The sequence below is a fragment of the Kitasatospora sp. NPDC092286 genome (assembly GCF_044755565.1).
GTDB lineage: Bacteria > Actinomycetota > Actinomycetes > Streptomycetales > Streptomycetaceae > Kitasatospora.
Map to the genome: position 1 here is coordinate 1 of NZ_JBIVRD010000072.1, position 22,975 is coordinate 22,975.

Annotated in this window: 21 protein-coding genes and 1 pseudogene; 10 read left to right on the forward strand and 12 right to left on the reverse strand. The window is 69.5% G+C overall.

What is annotated here, in order from left to right:
* Positions 1-124: 124 nt before the first annotated feature.
* The gene (locus ACIQIB_RS37900) at positions 125-745 is read right to left on the reverse strand and encodes a hypothetical protein (protein ID WP_400763800.1); all 621 of its coding nucleotides are present in this window, start codon (positions 743-745) and stop codon (positions 125-127) included.
* A 513-nt stretch (positions 746-1,258) separates the two neighbouring features.
* Between ACIQIB_RS37900 and ACIQIB_RS37905 the strand changes: the two are divergent.
* Positions 1,259-2,503, forward strand: a pseudogene (locus ACIQIB_RS37905) (ISL3 family transposase); the annotation flags it as partial.
* A gap of 44 nt (positions 2,504-2,547) precedes the next feature.
* Here the strand turns inward: ACIQIB_RS37905 and ACIQIB_RS37910 are convergent.
* From ACIQIB_RS37910 to ACIQIB_RS37920, 3 genes are read right to left on the reverse strand one after another with little or no spacing between them, the layout of a single operon-like run.
* Positions 2,548-3,030 (reverse strand): tyrosine protein phosphatase, encoded by a 483-nt coding sequence (locus ACIQIB_RS37910; RefSeq protein ID WP_363615072.1) that lies wholly within the window; start codon positions 3,028-3,030, stop codon positions 2,548-2,550.
* 1 nt (position 3,031) lies between these two features.
* Positions 3,032-5,371 (reverse strand): tyrosine-type recombinase/integrase, encoded by a 2,340-nt coding sequence (locus ACIQIB_RS37915; protein ID WP_363615074.1) that lies wholly within the window; start codon positions 5,369-5,371, stop codon positions 3,032-3,034.
* Entirely contained in the window at positions 5,368-6,438 is a 1,071-nt protein-coding gene (locus ACIQIB_RS37920) for a tyrosine-type recombinase/integrase (protein ID WP_400763804.1), read from the reverse strand. The genes ACIQIB_RS37915 and ACIQIB_RS37920 overlap by 4 nt, the downstream gene beginning before the upstream one ends.
* Positions 6,439-6,624: 186 nt before the next feature.
* On the opposite strand from ACIQIB_RS37920, the gene ACIQIB_RS37925 reads away from it, so the two are divergent.
* Positions 6,625-7,431, forward strand: a complete 807-nt coding sequence (locus ACIQIB_RS37925) for a hypothetical protein (protein WP_363615352.1) — start codon at positions 6,625-6,627, stop codon at positions 7,429-7,431.
* A 178-nt stretch (positions 7,432-7,609) separates the two neighbouring features.
* Here ACIQIB_RS37925 and ACIQIB_RS37930 read toward each other — a convergent pair whose 3' ends face one another.
* Both ACIQIB_RS37930 and ACIQIB_RS37935 read right to left on the reverse strand, forming a co-directional pair.
* On the reverse strand, positions 7,610-7,945 hold the full coding sequence (locus tag ACIQIB_RS37930; protein ID WP_363615350.1) for a helix-turn-helix transcriptional regulator: 336 nt from the start codon (positions 7,943-7,945) through the stop codon (positions 7,610-7,612).
* Entirely contained in the window at positions 7,942-9,039 is a 1,098-nt protein-coding gene (locus ACIQIB_RS37935) for a tyrosine-type recombinase/integrase (RefSeq protein WP_400763806.1), read from the reverse strand. The genes ACIQIB_RS37930 and ACIQIB_RS37935 overlap by 4 nt, the downstream gene beginning before the upstream one ends.
* A 395-nt stretch (positions 9,040-9,434) precedes the next feature.
* Here ACIQIB_RS37935 and ACIQIB_RS37940 point away from each other — a divergent pair, with 395 nt between their 5' ends.
* On the forward strand, positions 9,435-9,698 hold the full coding sequence (locus ACIQIB_RS37940) for a hypothetical protein (RefSeq protein ID WP_400763824.1): 264 nt from the start codon (positions 9,435-9,437) through the stop codon (positions 9,696-9,698).
* A 1-nt stretch (position 9,699) separates the two neighbouring features.
* Here ACIQIB_RS37940 and ACIQIB_RS37945 read toward each other — a convergent pair whose 3' ends face one another.
* The 4 genes from ACIQIB_RS37945 to ACIQIB_RS37960 all read right to left on the reverse strand — a co-directional run bounded on the left by ACIQIB_RS37945 (position 9,700) and on the right by ACIQIB_RS37960 (position 13,372).
* On the reverse strand, positions 9,700-11,163 hold the full coding sequence (locus tag ACIQIB_RS37945) for an MFS transporter (RefSeq protein ID WP_400650361.1): 1,464 nt from the start codon (positions 11,161-11,163) through the stop codon (positions 9,700-9,702).
* Positions 11,163-11,624 carry an SRPBCC family protein gene (locus ACIQIB_RS37950; RefSeq protein ID WP_400650364.1) on the reverse strand — a complete coding sequence of 154 codons (462 nt, stop codon included), beginning with the start codon at positions 11,622-11,624 and terminating at the stop codon, positions 11,163-11,165. The genes ACIQIB_RS37945 and ACIQIB_RS37950 overlap by 1 nt, the downstream gene beginning before the upstream one ends.
* On the reverse strand, positions 11,621-11,974 hold the full coding sequence (locus ACIQIB_RS37955) for a metalloregulator ArsR/SmtB family transcription factor (protein WP_366695747.1): 354 nt from the start codon (positions 11,972-11,974) through the stop codon (positions 11,621-11,623). Before ACIQIB_RS37955 ends, ACIQIB_RS37950 begins: the two co-directional genes overlap by 4 nt.
* A gap of 606 nt (positions 11,975-12,580) precedes the next feature.
* Positions 12,581-13,372, reverse strand: a complete 792-nt coding sequence (locus tag ACIQIB_RS37960) for an IclR family transcriptional regulator (RefSeq protein ID WP_400763809.1) — start codon at positions 13,370-13,372, stop codon at positions 12,581-12,583.
* Between the two features lie 628 nt (positions 13,373-14,000).
* Between ACIQIB_RS37960 and ACIQIB_RS37965 the strand changes: the two genes are divergently transcribed.
* The 6 genes from ACIQIB_RS37965 to ACIQIB_RS37990 all read left to right on the forward strand — a co-directional run bounded on the left by ACIQIB_RS37965 (position 14,001) and on the right by ACIQIB_RS37990 (position 20,731).
* Positions 14,001-15,530, forward strand: coding sequence for an ABC transporter substrate-binding protein (locus ACIQIB_RS37965; protein ID WP_400763811.1), 1,530 nt, complete (start codon positions 14,001-14,003; stop codon positions 15,528-15,530).
* On the forward strand, positions 15,523-16,398 hold the full coding sequence (locus tag ACIQIB_RS37970; RefSeq protein ID WP_363611074.1) for an ABC transporter ATP-binding protein: 876 nt from the start codon (positions 15,523-15,525) through the stop codon (positions 16,396-16,398). The genes ACIQIB_RS37965 and ACIQIB_RS37970 overlap by 8 nt, the downstream gene beginning before the upstream one ends.
* Entirely contained in the window at positions 16,395-17,438 is a 1,044-nt protein-coding gene (locus tag ACIQIB_RS37975; RefSeq protein ID WP_400763813.1) for an oligopeptide/dipeptide ABC transporter ATP-binding protein, read from the forward strand. The genes ACIQIB_RS37970 and ACIQIB_RS37975 overlap by 4 nt, the downstream gene beginning before the upstream one ends.
* On the forward strand, positions 17,435-18,382 hold the full coding sequence (locus ACIQIB_RS37980; RefSeq protein ID WP_363611078.1) for an ABC transporter permease: 948 nt from the start codon (positions 17,435-17,437) through the stop codon (positions 18,380-18,382). Before ACIQIB_RS37975 ends, ACIQIB_RS37980 begins: the two co-directional genes overlap by 4 nt.
* A 15-nt stretch (positions 18,383-18,397) precedes the next feature.
* A complete protein-coding gene (locus tag ACIQIB_RS37985; protein ID WP_400763815.1) occupies positions 18,398-19,309 on the forward strand; it encodes an ABC transporter permease in 912 nt (303 codons plus the stop codon).
* 66 nt (positions 19,310-19,375) lie between these two features.
* On the forward strand, positions 19,376-20,731 hold the full coding sequence (locus tag ACIQIB_RS37990; protein WP_363611082.1) for a serine hydrolase domain-containing protein: 1,356 nt from the start codon (positions 19,376-19,378) through the stop codon (positions 20,729-20,731).
* Between the two features lie 274 nt (positions 20,732-21,005).
* Here the strand turns inward: ACIQIB_RS37990 and ACIQIB_RS37995 are convergent, their stop codons facing one another.
* Positions 21,006-21,692, reverse strand: a complete 687-nt coding sequence (locus tag ACIQIB_RS37995; protein WP_400763817.1) for a polysaccharide deacetylase family protein — start codon at positions 21,690-21,692, stop codon at positions 21,006-21,008.
* Between the two features lie 337 nt (positions 21,693-22,029).
* Entirely contained in the window at positions 22,030-22,398 is a 369-nt protein-coding gene (locus tag ACIQIB_RS38000) for a GNAT family N-acetyltransferase (protein WP_400763819.1), read from the reverse strand.
* Between the two features lie 30 nt (positions 22,399-22,428).
* Here ACIQIB_RS38000 and ACIQIB_RS38005 point away from each other — a divergent pair, with 30 nt between their 5' ends.
* Complete coding sequence (locus ACIQIB_RS38005) at positions 22,429-22,887, forward strand: SAM-dependent methyltransferase (RefSeq protein ID WP_400763821.1); 459 nt, start codon at positions 22,429-22,431, stop codon at positions 22,885-22,887.
* Positions 22,888-22,975: the final 88 nt, after the last annotated feature.

The window sequence follows — 22,975 nt, forward strand, 5'->3', positions numbered from 1 at the left end:
CCACTTTCATGCCCGGCCGACCAGAAGATCACCCGACCGAGTCGGCAGACTCGAACTCACGCCCACCAGGATCGATAGAGCAACGGCTAGTCAGCTTTTGTTTGCGCCGTGAGGCGCCGTTGGTTCAGTGCTGGAGAGCGCAGTCATCCGCTGCCAGGTGCAGGTGCCGAAGGGTTTCCAGTTCGGTGGTGGGGAAGGCGTGCATCTGCCACTTCTGGAGGTAGCCGTCCTCGCCGTGGGTTCGCCGCACCTTCTCGGCAGCCATCAGGACCGCATGCGCCAGGGAGGTACGAGGACGTGTGGACGTCCACACGAGGGTGCCCTTGCCGTCCGGTGCGTCGAAGCTGGTCGACATGTCCGGGAAGCGACGGATCGCGATGTGCACGTCACTGTTTCGGCGACGAAGAATCCACCGCGCCTCTGCCGGTTCAAGGTCGAACGAGAACCGCTGGATGCCATGGGGGCCGTAAAGGCCCGTCACGCCTTTCAACAAGTCGGCGAGCGCGTTTGCACAGTAGCTGACGCTCTCCCGGTGCTTCGTCGAGCCGTCCCAGATCCTGCACGTCGCCCAGCCGGAGCCGCTCAGTTCCCAGCTGAAGTGCAAGGACCTCGTCACTGAATCCCCCTGATCGGTTGCGGACAACGCTACAGCGGTGCTGAAGGCGGGGGACGGCCGGGTACGCCACGCGACAGCCAGCTGGACCAGTGCGCCAGGCACTTCGAGGAACCCAACGGGCTCGATCACGGCATGCTGTCGCAGTACTCTCGCTTCGTACGGGGCGGGCCCTGGCCACGACTTGTCAGGGAGGCAACCCGGGCCCGCGACCCCACGTTATCGACGACGCTGACCCGGTCTTTTCGGACACTCCGCCCAGACCCGCCCGGTCACCCGATCAGTGGCTCCCATTCCCGCCGAAGTGGCCCCCGAACTCACCGAAGAGCACCCGTCCCGGGCGAGTGCACCACCGCCACGAACGGTCTACACCCGGCTCCCGTTCACACCGAAGCAGTGGCTCTCATATGAGGTTCTGGCCCAGGTTGTGTGACCGGTGACGGTCCGTAACGGATCACCGGCTCTCGGCGGGCTCGTAGATCGACTGAAAGTCGTCGGCTCGGGTTTCGGGTGGCTGACAGTCGGCGACCGTGACGCAATCGTGGTCCCTGCTCCAGGAGTTGCTGTTCCCGTCAGTGCCGGAGGTGGCAGTGGTCCAGGTGGAACCGGTCGGCTCCGTGGTGCGGGTGGAGGCACGGTCAGGGCCTGACCCGCCGACACGGACAGAGCACCGAGCGGCTGCGCTCGGCGGTCGCTGCGGTCGGGCTGGCGCTCGCCGGCCGGGCCGGTGAACGGATGGCCCGGCTGCTGGGCCTGCGTGGGAGCCGCAGCACGCTGCTGCGGCGCGTGATGGAGATGCCGGACCTGCCCGTCGGCGCCCCGACCGCGATCGGGGTGGACGACTTCGCCCTGCGCAAGGGCCATGTCTACGGCACCGTGATCATCGACGCCATCACCCACCGGGTCTTGGATCTTCTCCCGGAGCGCGACGCGGCCACCCTCGGCCCGTGGCTCGCTGACCACCCGCAGGTCGAGGTGATCTGCCGCGACCGCGCCAGCGCCTACGCGGAGGCCGCCGATGCCGCGGCACCTCAGGCCCGGCAGGTTGCCGACCGGTACCACCTGTGGCATAACCTCACCCAGGCCGTCGAGCGCACCGTGCTCGACCACCGCTCCTGCCTGCACAGCCTCCCTGTCCTCGAGCCGGAGCCCGAACCGCAGTGGGAGGCCCCGATCCCCGACGACAACGGTGCCGACGATGACGGTGAGCCAACCGACCCCACCGGGCGGATGGCGGACCGGCGAAGCGCCCACCACGCCCTGATCCACGAGCTGCTGGAACGAGGGATGAGCATGCGCGAGGTTGCCCGCCGCCTTGGCTGGAGCCGCAACACCGTCGGCCGCTACGCGCACGCCGCGCGCTGGCAGGACATGATGAAGGACCGGCGCCCCCGGGCGAGCAAGCTCGACCCGTTCAAGCCCTACCTGGCCCAGCGGTGGGAGGAGACGGGCGGGAGGATCACCATTCGGGTGCTGTTCGAGGAGATCACCGCTCGGGGCTACCGGGGCGGCCGGACGCTCCTCGTCCAGTGGAAGCGCCAGGCCCTTGTTGCCCCGGACAGCACACCGCCACCACCCCCGCCACCCTCGATCCGGCAGGTCACCGGCTGGCTGACCCGCCACCCTGCCGGGCTCACTCCCGACGAGGAAGTCCAGCGCAAGGCGGTCCTCGCGCACTGCCCCGAACTGGACACCGCCGCTGGCCTGGTCGCCTCCTTCGCCGAGATGCTCACCCGCCTGGAGGGCGAACGCCTCACCGAATGGATCACCGAGGCCATGACCTCGGGCCTGCCCGGGATCAGCACCTTCGCCATCGGCTTGAACAGTGACTACGACGCCGTCCACGCCGGACTGACCACCCACTGGAACTCCGGCCCCGTCGAAGGCACCGTCAACCGGATCATTCTGTGGAATCTGATTTGTCAACATCATGCCTATTTGAGCAGTTGCATCGTCCACTCTCGCTGCTCGGCGGTGTCTGGGACGGCGAGCCCGCGAGCTCGTTCGATCTGGTTCCAGGCGGTGTCGGGAGCGACGCCGTTGAGGATGAGGAGTGCGGCCGCGAGGAGGGATGAGCGTCCGATGCCGGCTCGGCAGTGGGTGACAACGTGTGCACCGTCGCGTAGCTGCTCGGCGAGTCTGTGCAGGGTAGGCAGGATCGCGGTGCAGTCGGGGACGGTGCGGTCGGGGATGGGTATCGCGACGAATTGCAGCCCGGCTGCTGTGGCTGTTCGGGGTTCGTCTGCGAGGCCGAGTTCGTCGAGTTCGGGTCCGGTGAGCGCGCAGACCAGGGTGTCGACGCCGCAGTTTTTCAGCGCGGCCATCTCGTCTTCAAGCCAGTCATTGCCGCGGGGTCTGGCCATGGTGCTCAGTCGTCCCGGGCCGGGGAGGTCGATGGTGAAGAGGGCGGGTCGCATGTCAGCAGCACTTTCGGTCGGTGGAGTCGGGTGATGATCGGACAGTCAGAGGCAGGGGGCGGCCAGGTTCGGCGCGGAGCTCGCTCGGGGTCGGGCCGGCTGGGGTGGCCACCTCGGAGAGGCGCTCGAGCAGGCGGTCGAGTGCGCTCTGGCCGTCGTCGACGGCGGCGCGTTCCTCTTCGGTGAGCGGAATGCTCACGAGCATGCGCTGCAAGTTATCCTTGGCTTCGACGAGTTGGGATTTCGTCGATTCCTTGGGAGTGTAGAAATCACAGCGGGCGCAGGCCATCCGGTGCTGGCACTGTTCGAAGAACGAGTAGGAGCACAGCCCGTGACCGAGATCGTAGTACTGCCATGGTTCACCGGTGGCCGCGGCCCCGGAGGTGACGGCATCTCGGTCGAGAAGGACCTCGACTGTGCGGACGTTGCGGGCGAAGTACCCGGCCTCGGTGTATGCCTTCGTGAGAGTGTTGGGCGTGATCTTGGCGTAGTACTGGGTGGATTGCGGTGAGCGGTGTCCGAGCCAGGCCTGTAGCTCGAACAGCGTCATCGGCTCCTTGGCGTTGTAGAGCTGGCTGGCGATGGTGGACCGGGCCCGGTGGCTGGTGATGTTCCCGCGGACATCGGCGGCCGGGACTCCGGCCTTGCGGCAGAGCATCGGGATGATCGTGTTGTTGATGTAGCTGGTGGAGACGCGGCGGGCCCGGACGGCGAACAGCGGGTCGACCAGCTCGTTGGTGCGGCGGTCGGTGAATTTCGGCTGGTCCGGGCGGATCTCCTGCCAGGCGTCGATGGCCTGGCCGAGGATCGGGTCGACCGGTTTGGTGAAGGCGGTGCCGGTCTTGTGGGTCGGGACGTCGAGCAGGCAGACCGCGTCGCGGGCCAGGACCTGCGGCGAGTCGCCGGCGATCGGTCTCCCGTCGTGCTGCCAGCGGATGCAGCCCAGCCTCAAGCGGGCGATTTCGTCGCTGCGTTGGCCAGCGAATAGCCAGGTCAGTGTGACCGCACGGACCAGTTCGAAGGGATAGAAGTGCCCAGACCGGGTCTGCGGCAGGTCCTCAGGTTCGAGGTTCAGGCCGGCCCACAACAGCTTGGCCCAGACCTCGTCGGCGATCACTCTGGGGTCGGGCCCGAGGAGGGCGGTGATGCTGCGAGGGATGGCCAGCGCGCACAGGGGGTCGAAGCGGCGGGGCAGCCACTCCCATTCCTGGCAGTCGCGGAAGAACGTTCGCAGCGCGGTGATCTGGGCCGCCTTGCTGGGGGCTTCCAGTGGCTTGCCGAGACGGTCCCCCAGCCCAACTGTGCGCTGGACGTAGTCGCCGACCTTCATCCGGTCCAGTGCGGCGATCCAGGATGCGCAGGTCTGCCGGGTCCAGTCGCCCGGATCGGCGGCGTCGGGCTGCTCGGCGGCGATCCACCGGCCGACCTTGAGCAGGTTCGAGCGGACGCCGCCGCGAACGCGCGGGGTCAGCGTCGAGGTGGCGTGCCAGCGGTCGGCCCATTGTTCCCAGATCGGCGCTCCGCCGCTGGCCCGGGCCGAGTGGCGGCCGGTGCCGGGACGCGGAGAATCGCAGAATCCGAGCTCGGCGACCGCCCGCTGCATTGCGTGCAGGGTGTTCAGCCTGCTGCCGTCCAGCAGCCCGTCACGGCGGACCCGGTCGAACAGTGCGGTGTCCAGGTCTTCGAGGTGTGGGCTGCGGTTGAGCAGGAACAGCTGGCAGGCCACCATCGGCAGCAGGGTGTCCTCGTCCCGGCCGAGCCGGTAGCCCCAGGCGCCCAGGACCGTACGAAGTCGTGTGACCTCGCCGTTGACGCGGTCGCGTCCGAAGATCCGCCAGGCCAGGGTGAGCCGCTGGAAGCTGCCGAGTCGGTGGAACTCGTTGAAGCCACCGAGCAGGTAGGCGTGCGCCGCGAGATAGGGGCGGACCTCGTCGCCTGCCCAGGCGGGCGCGTGCTGGCGGAACTCGGCCTGAGTGCGGCCGAGCAGGTGGAACCATTCCTCCTCGGTCCAGCCCCAGAAGGTCCTGCCGGTCTCCGCGCACCGCGTCAGCAACACCGCGACCACGTCGAGCATGGCCCGTCGGCGATGCGAGGTGGGCGGGGAGTCCAGTGCGGCGTTGACCGCCTCCAGCGGAACCAGCAGCCGCGCGATCACGCGCCAGCCGGGCGCGGACGGGTCGTGGTACTGCAGTCGCCGCAGGTTGCGCAAGCCCAGGTCGGCCACGGCCCTGGCCTCGGCGGGTCGCACTGCCACCGCGGCGTTGTCGCGGGGCCGGGAGATCGGCCAGGACCAGCGTCGGGCCCCGTCCTCGGCGGCGATGGCCGGCAGTGGTGCGGTCACCGCGACACCTCCGCCGTCGTACCGTCCGCGGACGTGAGCATCTGTATTCGCCAGGCATGGATGTGCTCCATGCCGCGGGCCAGCTTGTCGGCCAGGTCCCGGCCGGACAGGTGGATGTACTGGAGCGTGGAATCGGTGTTGCGGTGGCCGGCGAAGGTGGCGATGGCGTGCAACTCCCAGCCCATCCGGGCCAGATCGGTCAGACACAGGTGCCGGGTGGTGTGGGTCGAGAACCGCGGGACACCAGCCGCCAGGGCGATCCGGCGGACCACCTTCGACCAGGTCCACAGGGTCAGCGGCTGCCCGTGGTTGCGCCGGGACTCCGAAAGGAACAGCGGCCCCCGGGCCCGGCTGATCGTGGCCCGGTGGGCGAGGTAGGCCGACAGCAGCACTCCGGTCGCCGCCGAGTACGGCACCACCCGCTCCAGCCGATTCTTCGTCGTCTCCGCCCGCACCCTCAGCGTTCGGTGGGCCGGATCGAGGTCGTCGGTCCGCAGCGAGCACAGCTCCTCGCGCCGCATGGCGGCGTCGTAGGCCAGGGCCAGCATCACCCGGTTGCGGACCGGCTCCTCCCGCGCGACCTGCAGGATCTCCAGCCACTGCTGTTCGCTGGGGATCCATGCCAGCTTCGTGAGCCGCGGCACCAGTCCGCGCTTCTGCCCGCCTTGCTGGCGCCCAGGGGTACAGCGGCCCCGGCCCACCGGGTTCGACTCGCGCAGACCCTCCTCCATGAGGAAGTCGTAGAACAGACGGACCGGCACCAGACGCTGCTGAATCGTGGCGTTCGCCAGCCCTGACCCAGAGTCGATCACCACCACGTTCGCACCCCGACGGTGCGGTCGTGAGGTCAACTCCCTTACGTAGAAGGCGATGTCGGCGCGATTCGCGGTGGCCGGGTCAACACCCTCCCGCTCGCACATCAGCAGGTACTCCGCCAGCCCACGCGCGTAGGCGTCGATCGTCCTCGGTGCCCGCCCCAGATCGGTCCAGATCTCCAGCCACACCGCCGCCTGCTCGTGCCGGCCCAGCACCGGCCACTTCTCCCTCAGCACCGTCGTGCCGCTCAAGCCATCTCCCAAGTCCGTGGTTGCACCGGGGAGACATGATCACCCCGGCAGATTCCACGTAACTTTTAAGATGCTCAAGCGCCAAATGTTCGGCCGCGCAGGCTTCGAACTACTCCGCAAGCGCGTCCTGCTCTCCACGTGACACCCGGGCACAACTCTGGCTCGTCAACGCAATAGCCTCAGCCTGTGACCCGCAGCCGCAGACAGACCGAGCAGCCTCACCCCGCCGAGCTCCCTCCTTTTCAGGCACTGCTGGACAGCACAAACTGGGCGTCGCTCGCCACAGCCTGCGGCACGGGTGAATCCCTGCCGGCGGCGCTGACACTCCTGACCAGCTCGGACCCGGTCATCAGGGAGTCCGCTCTCCAGGATGCGCTGGGACCCGTAACTCACCAGAACAGCATCTACGAGGCCACTGTGCCCGTGGCGCTCTTCGTCGCGGCGATCCTCAACCACCCGGCCATCACGGCAGGCGACTACAGTCACGACGCCACGACACCCCCGACCCGCCCGACCCTCGTGCAGTTCCTCGACTGGCTCGGCGACACCGCCTACGACGCCGACGACGAGTGCGTTGCCATTGACGAACGTCTCTACGGTGAGGGATGTCTCGATGAGTACGCGGAGATGCGTGCGTTTAGGGACGCACGGCCGGCGATCTTCTCCGCTGTTCAAGCCCTCCTCGGCCATGACAACGCCGAAGTGTGCCACGCCGCTCTGATCGCTGCCATTCCTCTCATAGAGCACCCCCTCCTCACCCAGCACCAGGCCGATCTGGCTGGCCACGCACGACGTCTACTGGCCACCAGTACTGACCGGCACCATCGCGACCGCGTCCTGGACGCGCTGAAGGCATGGGGTCATGACACCAGCGGGTTGGAGAACGCGTCCGATATCGCAGCCCGCGAGCACTATGCCCGCCTCAGAGCTGCACGCGGTTCTTGGGACGGCAACTGGATAGGCGGCGGCTACAGCGAAGACCCGCCGTTCTGACTCAAGGTCCAAAACGCTCCGAATCATCCACTGCTCACCCCGCGTGGCCGCACCACAAGAAGTGGACCAGAGCCTCATATGACCCGACAAAATCAGGCCTTGTGCCTTCGCCGGCCGCAGCGGCAGCACTCGGCCATGAACCAGCGTTCGTACTGCTCGTCGGTGGCGTATGGGCGGCTCATACGTCGGGCAGAATGCGGGCCGCGCGGGGCCGAAGCTTCGCGACATCCGCAGCCGGGGCGGGCAGGTCACCGGTGGCGGTCTTGCGGACGCCAGCGTTCTCGGCGGCGGTGGCCACCAGGTCGGCCGGGGTGCAGGAGAGGATGTCGCAGAGCGTGGACAGGACCTGCAGCGACAGCCGTTCGGGGGTGCCGGAGACCAGGCGGTGGACCTGGGAAGCGGACAGGTCGATGCCCCGCTCGCGCAGCAGCGGCACCAGTTCGGTGGCGGTGAAGACACGGTGCGAGGCCATCACCTCGCGCAGCCGCCAGGTGTAGCCGACCGTGCGCTTCATGCCTGCCTCCCGTTATGGGCCTGGAGGGCCACGGCGATGGTGGTGTCCAGGTGCCGGCGCAGGGTGCGAGTACGGAAGTCCGAGGAGACGCAGGTGTAGATGGAGGTGGTGCTGGCGTGCTCGTGGCCGACCTGTTCCTGGACGAAGCGGGGATCCCAGCCGTCCTCGATCAGGTGGGTGACGTAGGACGTTCGGAAGGAGTGGCAGTCCAGCCCGTCGTCCAGGCCCAGCGCCTTGCGGTAAGCGATGAAGCGGGAGTTGATGCGCTGGCAGCCGATCCGCAGTCCGCGCTCGGAGGGCCAGGCTGCCGGGTTGCCATCGGTGCCGAACAGCGGGCGGACCTCGGTGAACCACTCGTCCAGAACGTCGGGGCTCCAGTCGAACACGGTCAGCACGCCCCGGCGCTTGGGCGGTGAGCCCTTCTTGGCCTTGCCGAACCGGACCTGGCACCGGCCGAACTCGCCGTACTCGGCGCCGTGCGGGTTGCGCCCGAAGTCGGCCGCGTCCAGCATCCGTGTCTCGTTGCGCCGTAGCCCGTAGGCGTAGGCGGTCTTGAACGAGGCGGCGTCGCGGAACGCGGGCAGCCAGCCCTTGCGACCGAACGCCCGGATCCGGGCGACCTCGTCGTCGCAGTGCGCGAAGAAGGCGTGCAGCTCGGCCTTGGTGAACGCCCGCTTCTTCGGGTCCGACTCGTTCTCCTGGGTGTGAACCGCAGTGTTCCACTCGTGCACGACCTGCACCGGGTGGGCGCCGAACCGCTCCTCGCAGGTCGCCGCCCACTCGTAGAGGGGATCGGTCACGAAGTGGCAGAACGCCCGTACCGCCTCGGAGTAGGAGCGGACCGTGGAACGCTTCAGGTCGCGCAGCGAGCGCAGGTCGCCAAGCCACTCGTCGACCATCGCCGGCGTCCAGTGCCAGGGGAAGGTGTTCACGTAGGCAGCGAACGCCTTGATCGTGTTCTCCCTGCCCTCCACCGTCGTCCGGGCCAGGTTCCGCGCCAGTTGCTGGTTCGCGAAGCCGGTCAACATCGCCGTGAAGACCTGTTCCTCCGGCCGCAGCAGCGCGACCCCATCCACCAGGTGCAGCCTCGCCACCCCAGGAGTCAGCCCGTTGAACCCCACTGGTCCACCACCCTCCGCAACTCGCATTAGGTGCGAGACAACCGCATCCAATGCGAGTCGGCGGGCGATCCGCAGGTCAGTCAGTCGGACGAGTGACACCGGCTGGCGGCCACACCCCGTTCGCCGCTACTGTCGCCGCTTGCATCACAGGCCAACGCTGCACTTCAGGGGTCTGGGTACCGCCATCGACCACAGCGATGCGCATACCGTCGCGAGTTCGCATCAGATGCAATTGGCGGCGGTTGGACCATCAGTACAGCCGCTGGCGCCAAGCAGTTGATCTTGGTCGCCTAGCACAGCGATCCGGTCCGGTGCTGGGGTTCAGGGAAAGATCCTCGATCATGGGTGGGCCTGGCTACGGTCCGGGCATGGCGGTCGAATTCTTATCTGATGAGCAGGCTGAGGCGTACGGAAAGTTCGCCGAGGAGCCGACGAAGCCTGAGCTGGAGCGGTTCTTCTTCCTGGATGACGAGGTGTTGGACGCAGCGTGGAAGCAGATGGCCGAGCGGCTGGAGGAGGCCGGCGCCGACGCGAAGATCAGCGTCGAGGCCTTGTCGCCGGATTCGGGTCCGGCCTCCATGGAATGCGGAACAGGAATCACGCCGGGGGGGGAGCCAGGGTGTGTCCCGTAGATCAAGGTGAGGTTGACGGTGCCCTGGTAGATACGTTCTCGCTTGCGTCTGCCGACACACTGCGGGACAGGCCGGATCGCTTGCTGAGGAGCGTCAACGCGGTGATCAAGGCGAGAGCGGCGAAGACGCCAGCTGCCCCGAACGCGGCATGCTGCCCGGTGGTGAGTGCGAGCGGTGTCGGACCACCGATCGCGGACGTGCGGGCGGCGGCGACGCTGGTGCAGACGGCAGCGCCGACGGCGGTGCCGACGGCGAAGGAGGTGTCGGCGAGGCCGGCGGCCAGGCCTGAGTCCTTTTCGGTGACGCCGGTCAGCGCGGCGATCTGTGCGCATACCGTGACGGCGCCCATTCCCGCCCCGAACAAGAACAGGGCCGCCGGCAGAAGACTCATCGGGCCACCGGCCGGTATGCGGGTGAGCAGCAGGCAGCCACAACCGAGCAGGACGGTCCCGGCGGCAGCCACCCGCCCCAGGCTGAACCTGGGCACGATCCGTTGGCTCAGCAGTGCGCCTGCGGCCGCGGTGACGGTCATCATCGCGGCCGCCAGCCCGAACTGCGCCGCCGGCCAGCCGAGCACCTGCTGCACGAAAGAGGTGAGGGTGACGAGCATGCCGTCGACGGTCATGCCGGCGATGAGCAGGAGGAGGTTGCCGCCGATCAGCATGCGCGAGCGCAGCGACTGAAAGGAAACGAGCGGGGCCACCGATCGCTTCTCTACCAGGATGAACATCCAGACCAGCACGGCCACGGCGGCCAGTAGCCCGATGCTCTGTCCATTCGCCCACCCGGATGTCGGCACCCGGGTGATCACGTATACGAGCAGAACGAGTGCTGGGGCGATGGTCAGCGCACCAGGGATGTCGAAGGAACGGGAGCGTGCTCGGTCCCGGCTTTCGCGCAGCACGGCGGGGGCGAGCACCAGCACGAGGGTCCCGACCGGGACGTTGACCCAGAACACCCACTGCCAGCCGAAGATATCGGTGATGATGCCGCCCAGTAGTAGACCGGCGGTGGCGCCGAACCCGCCGAGGCCGCCCCAGATACCGAGCGCCTTGTTCCGCTCGATCCCTTCGGGGAAAGTGTTCATGACCATCGACAACGCGGCCGGAGCGATGATCGCGGCCGAGACGCCCTGCACCGCCCGGGCGGCCACCAGGGCCTGGATGGACGGAGCGAGCCCGCACGCCAGCGAGGCCACGACCCGCAGCACCATCCCGGCGATGAACACACGCCGACGGCCCAGCAGATCCGCAGCGCGGCCGCATAACAACAGCAGCCCGCTGAAGGCCAGCGCGTAGGCCGTCACGGTCCATTGGATGGCAGGACCGTGCAGGCGAAGGTGGCCTTCGATCGCGGGCAGAGCGGCGAGCAGGCTGGTGCCGTCCAGAATCGTCATGAAGAACGCCGTGCCCAGCAGCGCCAGCACCTGCCAACGGCGAGTCTGCGAAAGGTCGCTCGTGGTCATCACTGTTGCTCGATGCTTCGCAGCAGTTCGGCGGCGAGCGCGTCAAGCCACTTGCCGGTGCCCTGCTCCCGCCAGCTTGGTTCTTCGCGGCCGTCGAGGAAGGTGCTCTGCTCGGTGAGTAGCAGCCGGGTGCCACCACCCTCGGGGAGGAACTCCACCGTCGTCAGCGACACTGTCGCAAGGTCTTGCCCCTCGGACAGAGTGGAGGTGTAGACGATCCGCTCGTCCTGGACGATGTCGCGGTACCAGGACTCGAAAGTCAGCACCGGCCCACCGCCAGAGCGGCCGCGGTTGACCTCCCGCCCACCGACGCGGAAATCAAGCTCGTGCTCGGCGTCGAGGCCGGCGAACCAGCGGGCCTTTGCTTCGGGGACGGCCCACGCGGCGAACACTGTGGCCGGTGAGGCCGTGTAGAGGCGTTCGAGGGTGAACGTGGCATGCGTGACCACGTGATCGGTCATTGTGTGCTCCCTTGATCTGGGCTGTCGCAGTGTTCGGTCAGGTAGTCGCCGAGGCGATCGAGGCGGTGTTCCCAGGCAGTGCGCTGCGCAGCGATCCAGTCCTCGGCCATTCGCAGCACACCCGGCTCGATGTGGCAGGTGCGTACCCTTCCGGCTTTCTCAGACCGGACCAGTCCGCACGCCTCCAGTACCTGTAGGTGCTGCATCACCGCTGGCAGCGACATGGCCAGCGGCCGGGCCAGCTCACTGACCGAGGCAGGCCCGCGGATCAACCGCTCAACGATGTCCCGGCGAGTCGCGTCCGCCAGCGCTTGGAACACCCGGTCCAACGAACCAGCTTGGTTAAGCATGCGCCTAACTATTCGACGCCGGCAGCGAATAGTCAAGCATCTGGTTAACCTTTCTTCCGCCAGGGGTGCGCCGTTCCCTCGCACACGTCTCGTCCGGGAGTACGCGCCCGGGCCCCACTTCTCACACATGGTCACCTGTGAGAGTTCCGCGAGAGGCCCGGAAGCGGTCACGTTTCACCAGGTGGCCATTCGCAGAAGTCCTCTCGAAACCCGCACCCTGGAGGCGCCGCCCCTCCTGCCCGCCACCGGCACGTCGCGCTCCAACTCGCCCTCGGTGCCCAGGCGGTCGACGGCCGCCGCGGCTTCGCCGTGCACGCCCGCCGGGCCGATTCCGAGGGCTGGACCAGGCACCCCTCCGGCACCCTCGACACGACGACCGGCAGCACGCCCGCGCCCGATGCCGCCCGTCCGCCGTCCTGGCCCGTCCGGCCCCGGCCGCCGCCGCGCCCACCGAGCTCGATCTGGCGGACGACGACGAACTCTTCCGCCTCGTCGACGGCCGGCTCGGACCGGAGGAGTAAGCCCCACCCGCCCCGCACCCGGCCGGGCCACCGCGGCACCCACGCCGCGGCGGCCCGGCCGTTTTCGACGCAGCCCGGGTGATGGTCACGGAACGGCACCCAGGCGAGTGGAGATCTCGTTCGCGGCGGCGATCACCAGGGGCGCCAGCTCCGGCACCCGCTCACGCGGCAGGCGGTCCGCGGGCGCCGAGACGCTGACCGCGCTGGTACAGGCTCTGGAGTGGTCGAAGACGGGCGCCGCCACACACCGGATGCCTTCCTCGTGTTCGATGTCGTCGATCGCGTAGCCCCGCTGCCTGATCTCGCTCAGCGCGGACCGCAGATCCTCGGCCGTCGTGATCGTGCGAGGCGTGTGCCTGGGCATACCGCTCTCGATCACCAGGTCGACCGTCGCCGGTGCGGCGTGGGCCAGCATGGCCTTTCCGACGCTGGTGCAGTAGACGGGTGCGCTGTTTCCGATCCGGGAGAACATGCGGACCGAATGCGGGCTGTCCACCTTGTGGATGTACACGATGTTCGGAAAGTCGGCGACGACGAGGTGGACGGTCTCGCGGGTCTGTGCGGCGAGGTTCTGCATGACATCGTGCATGCTGCGCGGGAGGTCCAGGCCGGTCAGGTACACGTTGCCGAGCTGGGCGTTGCGCCGTCCCAGACGGTAGCGGCCCGAGGGAAGGTGCTCGACCAGACGGGCCTCCAGGAGCGGCTGGATGAGGCGGAACAGCGTGCTCTTGTTCAGGCCGAGCCGTTCGCAGAGCTCGGCGATCGAGTACCCGGTCCCGTCGGTCTCGTCTCCGAGCTGCAGCAGGATGGAGATCGCGCGGCGCAGCGAAGCCGAGTTGTTGCGAAGCCCCGGTGTGGGGCTCAGCTCCGAGCTCACTTTTGGTGCCCCTCTCTGCCTGGAGCGCGCTGGGCGCCCGTGTCAATGAATTGTCATTTCCGAGCACGAAATCGCTTTGAGCGAGCATGCGGATCCCGCCGGCCGTGCGGCTGTTGCGCAGGTCGGCACGGGCCACGCCCTATTCCGTCGGGCGGCTGGCTATCAGGGTGCTGTTCAACCCTCCTTTTGTCCAGACCGGTTCGGCCGCAATCGAATGTGTGCGGGTTTTCCGCCCGGGGCACCCGGCCGGCGCTTTCCCCTGCACCGGCCGTCCGCCGACCGCCGATGTAGCAGGTGGAACCGGCCGCGGGGGCGGACAGGTACACCCGCCCGTCGCTGACAGGTTCCGCTCATGAATTTCAGTGAGGGGGGGCTCGTGGGTACGGGCGACCGGTCGGCCGCGGCCGGTGTGGCCAGCGCCTTTCTTCCGCGTGCTCGGGTCTTGACAGCACTATGGCGCGTCGGTAAACATTCTGCAATGCATGGCGCTGAATTGCATTGCAAACATCCCAAAAAGTTGCAATGCAAACCTCGCGGGAAGTTGCATTGCAAATCCTTTCCCCCTTGCGGCCTGCCGGCTCCCTGAAGTCAGAGCAGGGAACGCCGGCCCACCCTCGAAGAGGTCCGAATGAAGAAGCAGAACGGCTTTTCCTTGCGGTCCGCCGCGGGCGCCGCGGCCTGTGCGATGGTCGCCGTCGCGGTGGGGTGCTCACCGCCCGGCAGCAGCACGTCCGCGACGGGCATCACCGTCGCCGAGACCTCGGCGCCCTCGACCCTCGACCCTCAGGGTTCGGCGCTCTACGCCGACCGGTTCGCCTGGCAGCTCTCCTACCAGTGCCTGATGACCACCACTCCCGGAGGGAAGGTCGAGCCGGAACTCGCCACCGGCTACCAGCGCTCCGACGACGGGCTCACCTACACCTTCGACCTCAGACCGGGCGTCAGGTTCCAGAACGGTGAGACGCTGACGGCCGAGGACGTCGCCTTCACCTTCGACCGGTTGAAGAGCAGTCCGGACGGGATATCCGAGGAGCTGTTCCCCACCTTCGAGAAGGCCGAGGCGACCAGCGCCTCGACCGTTGTGTTCCACCTCAAGCGCCCCGACGCCGGCTTCCTCAACAACATGGCGAACCCGCTGGTCTGGGGCTGCGCGGTGATGAGCAAGAAGGCCGCCGCCTCCGAGAACCTGGCCACCCGCATGGTCGGCACGGGCCCGTGGGTGCAGGAGTCGTACCGTCCCAACAGCGAGTTGAAGCTCAAGCGGTTCGACGACTACTGGGGCCAGAAGACCAAGTCGGAGCGGCTCAGCGTCCTCTACGTGCCCGGCTCCGCTACGCAGGTCAGCGATCTGCAGGCCGGTGCGGTCGACCTGATCTTCACCGGCACGTCGAGCGCCAAGACGCTGTCCGGCTCCGACGGGCTTGAGGTCGGGACCGTCCCCACCGACTCCACGATCTTCCTTCAGATCAACAACCTCACCGCACCGTTCGACAACCTGAAGGTCCGCCAGGCCCTCGCCCTGGCGCTCGACCGCGACAGCCTCGCGGAGCACGCCTACAGCGGTGGCGGCGCCCGTGCCAGCCTCTACATCCCCGACGGCGAGTCCTGGGCGCCCAAGCCGGCCGAGGTGCCGTTCTCGACCCAGGACACCGCCAAGGCCAAGGCGCTCCTCGCGGAGGCCGGCTACCCCGACGGCTTCTCCACCTCGTTGATGTACATCAGCGGGTACGACCCCGGGACGAACGACCTGGCCGCGGCCCTCCAGGACCAGCTCGCCAAGGTCGGCATCAAGGTCAAGCTCGACCCGCTCGAACGCGGCGCCTGGGTCGACAGGCTCACCAAGGCGCAGTACCCGCTCAGTTGGAACGCGCAGTCGTACTACTCGAACCCCTACCAGTACGTGCAGCCGGCCGAGGGCCGTCAGGGGGCCGTCCCGGCCGAGTTGCAGAAGCTGCTCGACGACGCGCTGCGCGCCGGTGACCAGGCGGCCTACCAGGCGGCGCTGATCGCCGTCGAGAAGTGGGAGGCCGAGAACGTGTACCCCACCGTCACCCTGCTCGCGACGAACACCGTCGTCGCGTACCGCAAGGGACTGACCGGGGTGGAGCTGCCGCCGAGCCAGAGCCGCACGTTCCTGGCCCAGGTGAGCCGTGGCTAGCGCCCCGGAGACGGACCGCGCCCCGGCCGGCGCGGTCCGGGCACCGCGCGATCCGGAGCCGCTGCTCACCGTCGACGGGCTCACCGTGCGCTACGGGTCCGCGGAGCGGCCCGCCGTGGAGGACGTCTCCTTCAGCATCGCGCGCGGTGACCGGGTCGGGCTGGTCGGGGAGTCCGGGTCGGGCAAGTCGACACTGGCGGCGGCCGTACTGCGGCTGCTTCCGCCCTCGGCCTCGGTCAGTGGTCACATCGGTCTGGCCGGCCGGGACCTGACGACCCTGGGGCCGTCGGAGCTGAGGGCCCTGCGCAGCACCCGGATGGCCCGCGTTCCGCAGGACCCGCTCGGGAACCTCAACCCCGTTCTCACGATCGGGCGCCAGCTCTCGGACGTACTCTCCGCGCACCGGCCGCTCGGCCGCCGCGAGCGCACGGCGACCGTCGAGGAGGCGCTGCGCCGGGTCGGCATCGGCGACGCCGCGGTCAAACGGCGCAGTTACCCGCACGAGCTGTCGGGAGGGATGCGGCAGCGCGTCATGATCGCCATGGCGCTGCTGAACCACCCCGATCTGCTGATCGCCGACGAGCCCACCACGGCGCTGGACGTCACCGTCCAGTCACAGGTCGTCGAGCTGTTGCGCGAACGGGTCGCCGACGCGGGGATGACGCTGCTGCTGATCTCGCACGACGTGGGCGTGGTCTCCGAGCTCTGCACGACCGTGCTGGTGATGTACCGCGGGCGGATCGTCGAGAACGGGGCGGCATCCGACGTCCTGACCCGCCCCACGCACCCCTACACCCGGTCGCTGCTCGCCGCAGCCCACGGCCGGCTCCTCGACGACGTGGACGGCCGCAAGGAGGAGGTGGCATGACCGGCGAGCAGACGCCGTCCGGGATCTCCGAGGAGCGCCGGCCCCTGGTGCTCGACGTCCGGGACTCGGTCAAGCACTTCCGCATGAGACGGACGAGCCTGACGGGCAAGCGGCCGCAGGTGCACGCCGTGGACGGCATCAGCGTCCGGCTCCGCGCGGGCCGTACCCTCGGCCTGGTCGGGGAGTCGGGATGCGGCAAGTCGACGCTGGGCCGGCTGATCACCGGGCTCGATGCCCCGACGTCCGGCTCGGTGCTGGTCGGCGCGGACCAGCACGACGTCACGGCGGGTGCGGGCGGGAAGGTGCAGGCCGTCTTCCAGGACCCGGCGAGCGCCCTGGACCCCCGTATGACGGTGCGCGCCGCCATCGCCGAGGCGCTGGGCGGCGTTGCGAGGCCCGAGCGGGAGAGGCGCGTCGACGAAGCCCTCGCGGCCGTCGGTCTGCCGCCCGAGCTCGGAGCCCGCTATCCGCACCAGCTGTCGGGCGGTCAGCAGCAGCGCGTCTGCATCGCCCGTGCCCTGGTCGCCGGGCCGGACCTCATCCTGCTCGACGAGGCGGTGAGCTCGCTGGACGCCTCGCTCCAGGCCCAGGTGCTGGACCTGCTGGAACGGCTGCAGCGCGAGACCGGGACCGCGTACGTGTTCATCTCGCACGACCTGCGGGCGGTACGCCGGATCAGCCACGCGATGGCGGTCATGTACCTGGGACAGATCGTCGAGGAGGCACCGGCCGAGGCCTTCGACCGGGGGCTGCTGCACCCGTACGCGGTCGCGCTCCGTTCCACCGAGCCCGGCATCTTCCAGGGCGGGTCGCGCATCGAACGGGTCGTGCTGCGCGGGGAGCCGCCGAGCGCGGTCGACCCGCCGGCCGGCTGCCGGTTCGCGCCCCGCTGCCCGATCGCCGACGACCACTGCCGCCGCGTCGCGCCCGAACTCGTGGACGTGACAACAGATCACCGCGTGCGCTGCCACAAGCCGGGCGGGCTCACGCTGACAACGGCCGCCACCACGACCGTCGCGGACCTGGGAGGAGAGTCTTGATCCTCTACCTGGCCAAGAAGCTGACCAGTGCCGTCGGCGTCCTGCTGGCCCTCTCCGCGCTGGTGTTCTTCGCCGGTCGCGGGCTGGTACCGGGCAACGCCGCGGCGGTGATCGCCGGCGCCAAGGCCTCACCCGAGACGCTTGCCGCCATCGAGCACAAGCTGGGACTGGACCAGCCGCTCTACCGCCAGTACCTCGACTGGTTGACGGGCGCCCTGCACGGCGACTTCGGGGTGTCGCCCCTCTCCGGGCAGGACAACCTCCAGGTGATCGCCCAACAGGCGCCGGTCTCCTTCGAACTGGCGCTCATGGGGCTGCTCATCGCGGTGGCGATCGGACTTCCGGTCGGCGTGATCGCGGCGACCCGCTCCGGCAAGGGCCTCGACTGGGGTATCCGCATTCCGCTGCTCGTGGTCTTCGCCTTCCCCGGGTTCGTGTCGGGCTCGGTCGCGCTGTACCTGTCGGCGCACTTCCTGACCAACCTGTACTCGGCGAGCTACATCCCGTTCTCCGACAACGGCATCGGCAACCTCCAGACCATGCTGATGCCGGCGCTGGCGGTCGGGATTCCCACCGCACCGCTCGTGGCCCAGATGACCCGGTCGTCGATGATCGAGGTCCTCGCCCAGCCCCACATCACCACGGCGCGGACGAACGGCATCGCGGAGTGGCGGATCAGGTACGTCTACGCCCTGCGCACCGCGCTGCCGCCGGTGCTGACCCTGATCGGGTTCATCTTCGGCTTCCTCGTCGGCGGCCTGTTCATCGTCGAGGAGATCTTCAGCCTGCCCGGACTCGGGCGCGGCGTACTCGCCTCGATCTCGAACCGGGACTTCTCCCAGCTCACCGGCCAGGCTCTCGTCATCGCCGCCGCGTTCATCCTCGGCAACCTGCTCGTAGACATCGCGCTGCCGTTCGTCGACCGGCGCATCATCAACCGATAGGACACGGGAGCCAGCGTGACCAACACCGTCGCCCGCCCATCCCCTCCGACCTCCCCGCCTCCTCCCGCCCCGCTGTCCCCCGGGCCGAAGCGCGCCCGCCGCCGGCCGGTGCGCGGGCTCGTCGCCAACACCGCCGTCCTCCTCATCGTCGGGTACGTCCTGCTGGCGGTGTTCGGCTCCTTCCTGGCGCCGTACGGCCCGAACGAGGTCGGCGCCGGCCCGCGGCTGTCCGCCCCCTCGGCCGAACACTGGCTGGGGACGGACGCGCTCGGACGTGACCAGCTCTCCCGCGTGATCGCCGCCGCCCGGCCGGCCCTGCTGTCGGCGACGTACGCGGTGCTGTTCGCCCTGGTGATCGGAACGTCGATCGGCATCGCGGCCGGGTTCCTGGGCCGGCTGTGGGACGGAATCCTCTCCCGGCTCGTCGACCTGCTGTTCGCCGTCCCCGAGTACCTGCTGGCGATCCTCGTGATCGCGGTGATGGGCAGCGGCCTGCTCAACGCCTCGCTGGCCATCGGCATCGTGAGCATTCCGCGGTTCGCGCGCATCGCCCGGGGCTCCACGCTGGAGATCGCGCGGCGCAGCTTCGTCGACGCGGCGCGGCTCTGCGGGCGGGGCAGGTCGTGGATCATGTTCCGGCACATCCTGCCCAACATCGCCTCGCCGCTCGTGATCATGACGGCGATCAACCTGTCGACCGCCGAGGGGGCGTACGCCGCGCTGAGCTTCCTCGGGTTCGGGGTCCGCCCGCCCGACGCGGACTACGGCAGCATGATCTCCTCGTCCCAGCAGTACCTGCTCACCGATCCCTGGGTGGTCGCGTTCCCCGCGATCGCGTTCGTCCTGCTGGTCCTCGCGTTCAACCTGCTCGGCGACGTCCTGCGTGACCGGCTGGACCCGCACACCCGCACCGCGGCCGGCGCCTGACCTCGGCTACCTCCGCTGTCCCCTCCCCTCCCCTCCCTCCCCTCGCCTCGCAGGAGGAACATCACCGTGTCCGACCTCACCGGCCTGCTCGACAGCCAGGTCCCCGAAATCCTCGCGCGCCACGGCGTTCCGGGCGTCGCCGTGGGCGTCCTGGCCGACGGCGGGACGACACTGCTCGGCTACGGTGTCACCAACGTGGCCCACAGCCTCCCGGTCGACCCCGACACGATCTTCCAGGTCGGCTCGATCTCCAAGACGCTGCTCGGGTTCGTCGTCGGCCGTCTGGTCGACCGGGGCCGCGTGGAACTGGACGCTCCCGTGGCTCCGCTCTTCCCGGCCGGAACCGGCATCGACGAGCGCATCACCCTGCGGCACGTGATCACGCACACCTCGGGCATCGACGCCCAGAACATGATCGCCGACGCCCCGCGGCTGCTCGCCGACCACGCGGACGACTCCATCCAGGCGTCGCTGGCCCATTTCGTCCGCCGTCCTCTGCTCTTCCCCCCGGGCACGGACTACTCCTACAGCGGCCCGGGCATCATGCTGGCCGCGGCGGTGGTGGAGCGCGTCACCGGCCGGCACTACGCGGACGTCCTCCAGGACGAGGTTCTCGACCCGGCCGGCATGGCGGGGACCTTCACGACCGCCGACCAGGTCGTGACCCGGCGGGTCGCCGCGCCGCACGGCCGCGACCCCGAGGGCCGGGCGACGCTGCTCACCGACCAGGGGTGGCAGCGGCACTGGCAGCTCCCGGGCTGGGACGTGCCGGGCGGCGGCGTGCTCAGCTCGGTGCGCGACCTCATCCGCTACGCGGCGTACGTCACCTCGCCGGAGGCACCCGGCGGCCTCTTCCGTCCGCAGGGGCACCGGGGCAGCCCGGGGCGCGATGTCGGGCTCGCCTGGATGCTGGAAGAGCGTGCGGGCAGCCCGGTGATGGCGCACGACGGGCTGACCATCGGTTACGCGGCGCGCCTGGTGCTCATGCCGTCGCGGGGCCTCTGCTACACCGTCCTGACCAACTCGATCGAGGGAGCCACCGTGGCCGAGGAGATCGAGCGGCTGATCCTCACCGCGGTGCTCGGCGAGCAGCCCTCGCGCGAGTTGCGTCCGATCGGTGACGAACTGGCCGATGCCCTGCTGGGCACCTATGACTGCGGGTTCTACGGCACCGTCACGCTGGTCCGGGGCGCGGCCGAGGGCGAGATGGGCGTCATCGCGGACCAGGCCCCGGTGGATCCGGACCAGTACCTTGTCGAGCTCGCCTCCCCGGGCCGGCTCGTCCTGGCCCCGCCGGACACCCTCGTCGCCCTGGCCGAGGACGGCAGCCCGCTGGGTGACGCGCTCTCCTTCGTCCGGGAGCCCGACGGCACCGTGTCGGCGCTGAGGTACCACGAGCGGATCGCCCACCGGGTGTCCTGACGGTCCGTCCGGTCGGTCCGGTCCCGCCGGTCGGCCCGCTCCGACTCGCACCGGCTCGGGGCGGCCGCACCGCGGGGGCAGGGCGTGGCAGGGGTGCCCAGCGCAGGCCGGGCCGGTCCGTCGGAAAGCGCCGCGCCTGCCCACCGGACGGGCTGCCGATTCACCGCACCCGGTGGCGGACGGTCACCCCGGCCCGGCCCGGCACCGCCCCCGGCTCCGGGGCGCCTTCCACGGGTCTCGCCGGGCGTGACCGCCCGGACGGCCCGCTCGGGCGTCAGCCGAGGGCTTCGGAGAGCCGGACGAAGCGCCGGCCCGAGGCCAGCAGCGCCGGGACGGCGGCGGCGATGCCGGGGGCGGTGCCGCCGCCCGGGTGGTTCATATGGGCGATCACGATGGCACCGGGCGGAGCGGTTGTGACCTCCCGACGGACCTCGCTCGCGCCGAGGGTCGCGCCGCCGTCGCCGTTGACGGTGAAGCCCGCGACGCGTTCGCCCAGGTCGGCGACGATGCGGGTGGCGATGTCGTCGTAGTGGGCGGTGCCGGACCGGAAGAAGCCCGGCGGGTGACCGAGCAGCCCGGTCAGCTTCTCGGCGTTGTCCGCCACCTCGTCGTAGACCTCGCCCACGTCGCGGGTGCCCGCGATCCCGTACGCGGAGCGGCCGCGGACCGACAGCGGGCGGTGGACGGAGCCGTGGTTGCCGATCTCGAACAGCGGGTCGGCGGCCAGCCGGTCGAACTCCGCCGGGTTGGCGTCGATCCAGCGGGCGTTGAGGAAGAGCGTCGCGGGGACGTCGTGGGCCCGCAGGAAGTCGATCAGGTCGGCGTCGTAACCGTTCCCGCCGGGGCCGCCGCAGGCGTCGAAGGTGAGGGCCGTCGTGCGCTCGCCGCCCGGCAGCCCGGTGATCACCCTGGACACCTCCAGCCCCCACTCCTCCGGCGCCACGCCGCCGTACCGGGCCACCACCTCGGCCCGGCCCGGCCTCGGCGCGGGGGCGGTGGGCGCCGGGGTCTCCGCGGGCTCCGGCGAGGCTGCGGATGTCGTGGGGGGTGCCGTAGCGGGGGCGGGTGTCACAGTGGCGGACGCCGGGCCGGACGGCACGGCCGGCGCCGTCCCCTGGCCTCTCTGGCACCCCGCCAGCGTGCCTCCGGCCGCCACCACCAGTAACGCCCGCCGACTCAATGACACACCCGCCTCCATGGATATCGGACAACCCGACCATCTGTATCCATGAACCGGCCGATCACCACCCGCCGCAACCCCGCCCTGGCCGCCGGGATCGGCTCGCCACCGCCCGCCCCTACCCGGCCGAGTCCGGCGAGACGATGTCCCAGGTCCCGAATCGGGTCAGGCCTGCCGATCGGGCCGCCGCCACCGAAGCGTGGTTGTCGAGCTGGCAGCGGTACTGCGGCTGGTGTTTCCGTGCGAGGGCGTGCCGGGAGATCGCGCGCACAAGGCGTCGGGCGTGGCCCCTGCCCCGGTACGGCGGGAGCGTCAGCACGCCCGTCGCCCTCCCCGGACCCTGCTCGCCCAGCTGATGGCGGACCCCGGCCACCGCACCGTCTGGCGGCCCTTGGTGGAGATTGCGAAGTCGCACCAGTGGGAATACCTCAGCCAGCTTCTCGGCCTTGACCGCGCGGCTTCGGGGCAGGGCCGGCAACCGGCGCATGCGGCGCCGCGAGGACGGCGGAGAACTCTCATGACAGCTGACAGCGGGCAGATCCCCTATGAGCTCATCAACGGTCCCGTGGCCGACCCCTACCAGCCGCGGGTCGCAGAGACCTACAGCGACGCCACGCACCTGTGGCAGGACGTGATCGGCCCGGGCCTCTGGTTCCAGTTCGGCGTCTACGGCCAGGCCGACATGCCGGCCCCGCAGGACGAGTCCCCCGAGTCGCTGGACGCCTCCGGACGCCGCCACCTCGAACGACAACTGAACATCGCCGGGCTGAACGACCATGGCAGAGAGCCTGAGCGGATCCTGGACGTCGGATTCGGCTGGGGCACGGCGCTGGAACACCTCGCCCGCCGCTTCCCCCACTGCCCCCGACTGGACGGCGTCAACATCAGCCTCACCCAGACCGAGTACGCCGCCCGCCGAACGGCCGCGCTGTCCCTCGCCGGCCGCGTGAAGCTGTACCTGTGCAACGCTCACTAGCCGTTGCTCTATCGATCCTGGTGGGCGTGAGTTCGAGTCTGCCGACTCGGTCGGGTGATCTTCTGGTCGGCCGGGCATGAAAGTGGGG

Excerpts from the sequence above, each read along its gene's own strand:
- ACIQIB_RS37910 (WP_363615072.1), bottom strand. The coding sequence starts at position 3,030 with ATGCGACCCGCCCTCTTCACCATCGACCTCCCCGGCCCGGGACGACTG.
- ACIQIB_RS37930 (WP_363615350.1), bottom strand. The coding sequence starts at position 7,945 with ATGAAGCGCACGGTCGGCTACACCTGGCGGCTGCGCGAGGTGATGGCC.
- ACIQIB_RS37940 (WP_400763824.1), top strand. The coding sequence starts at position 9,435 with ATGGCGGTCGAATTCTTATCTGATGAGCAGGCTGAGGCGTACGGAAAG.
- ACIQIB_RS37945 (WP_400650361.1), bottom strand. The coding sequence starts at position 11,163 with ATGACCACGAGCGACCTTTCGCAGACTCGCCGTTGGCAGGTGCTGGCG.
- ACIQIB_RS37950 (WP_400650364.1), bottom strand. The coding sequence starts at position 11,624 with ATGACCGATCACGTGGTCACGCATGCCACGTTCACCCTCGAACGCCTC.
- ACIQIB_RS37955 (WP_366695747.1), bottom strand. The coding sequence starts at position 11,974 with ATGCTTAACCAAGCTGGTTCGTTGGACCGGGTGTTCCAAGCGCTGGCG.
- ACIQIB_RS37965 (WP_400763811.1), top strand. The coding sequence starts at position 14,001 with ATGAAGAAGCAGAACGGCTTTTCCTTGCGGTCCGCCGCGGGCGCCGCG.
- ACIQIB_RS37975 (WP_400763813.1), top strand. The coding sequence starts at position 16,395 with ATGACCGGCGAGCAGACGCCGTCCGGGATCTCCGAGGAGCGCCGGCCC.
- ACIQIB_RS38000 (WP_400763819.1), bottom strand. The coding sequence starts at position 22,398 with ATGCGCCGGTTGCCGGCCCTGCCCCGAAGCCGCGCGGTCAAGGCCGAG.
- ACIQIB_RS38005 (WP_400763821.1), top strand. The coding sequence starts at position 22,429 with ATGACAGCTGACAGCGGGCAGATCCCCTATGAGCTCATCAACGGTCCC.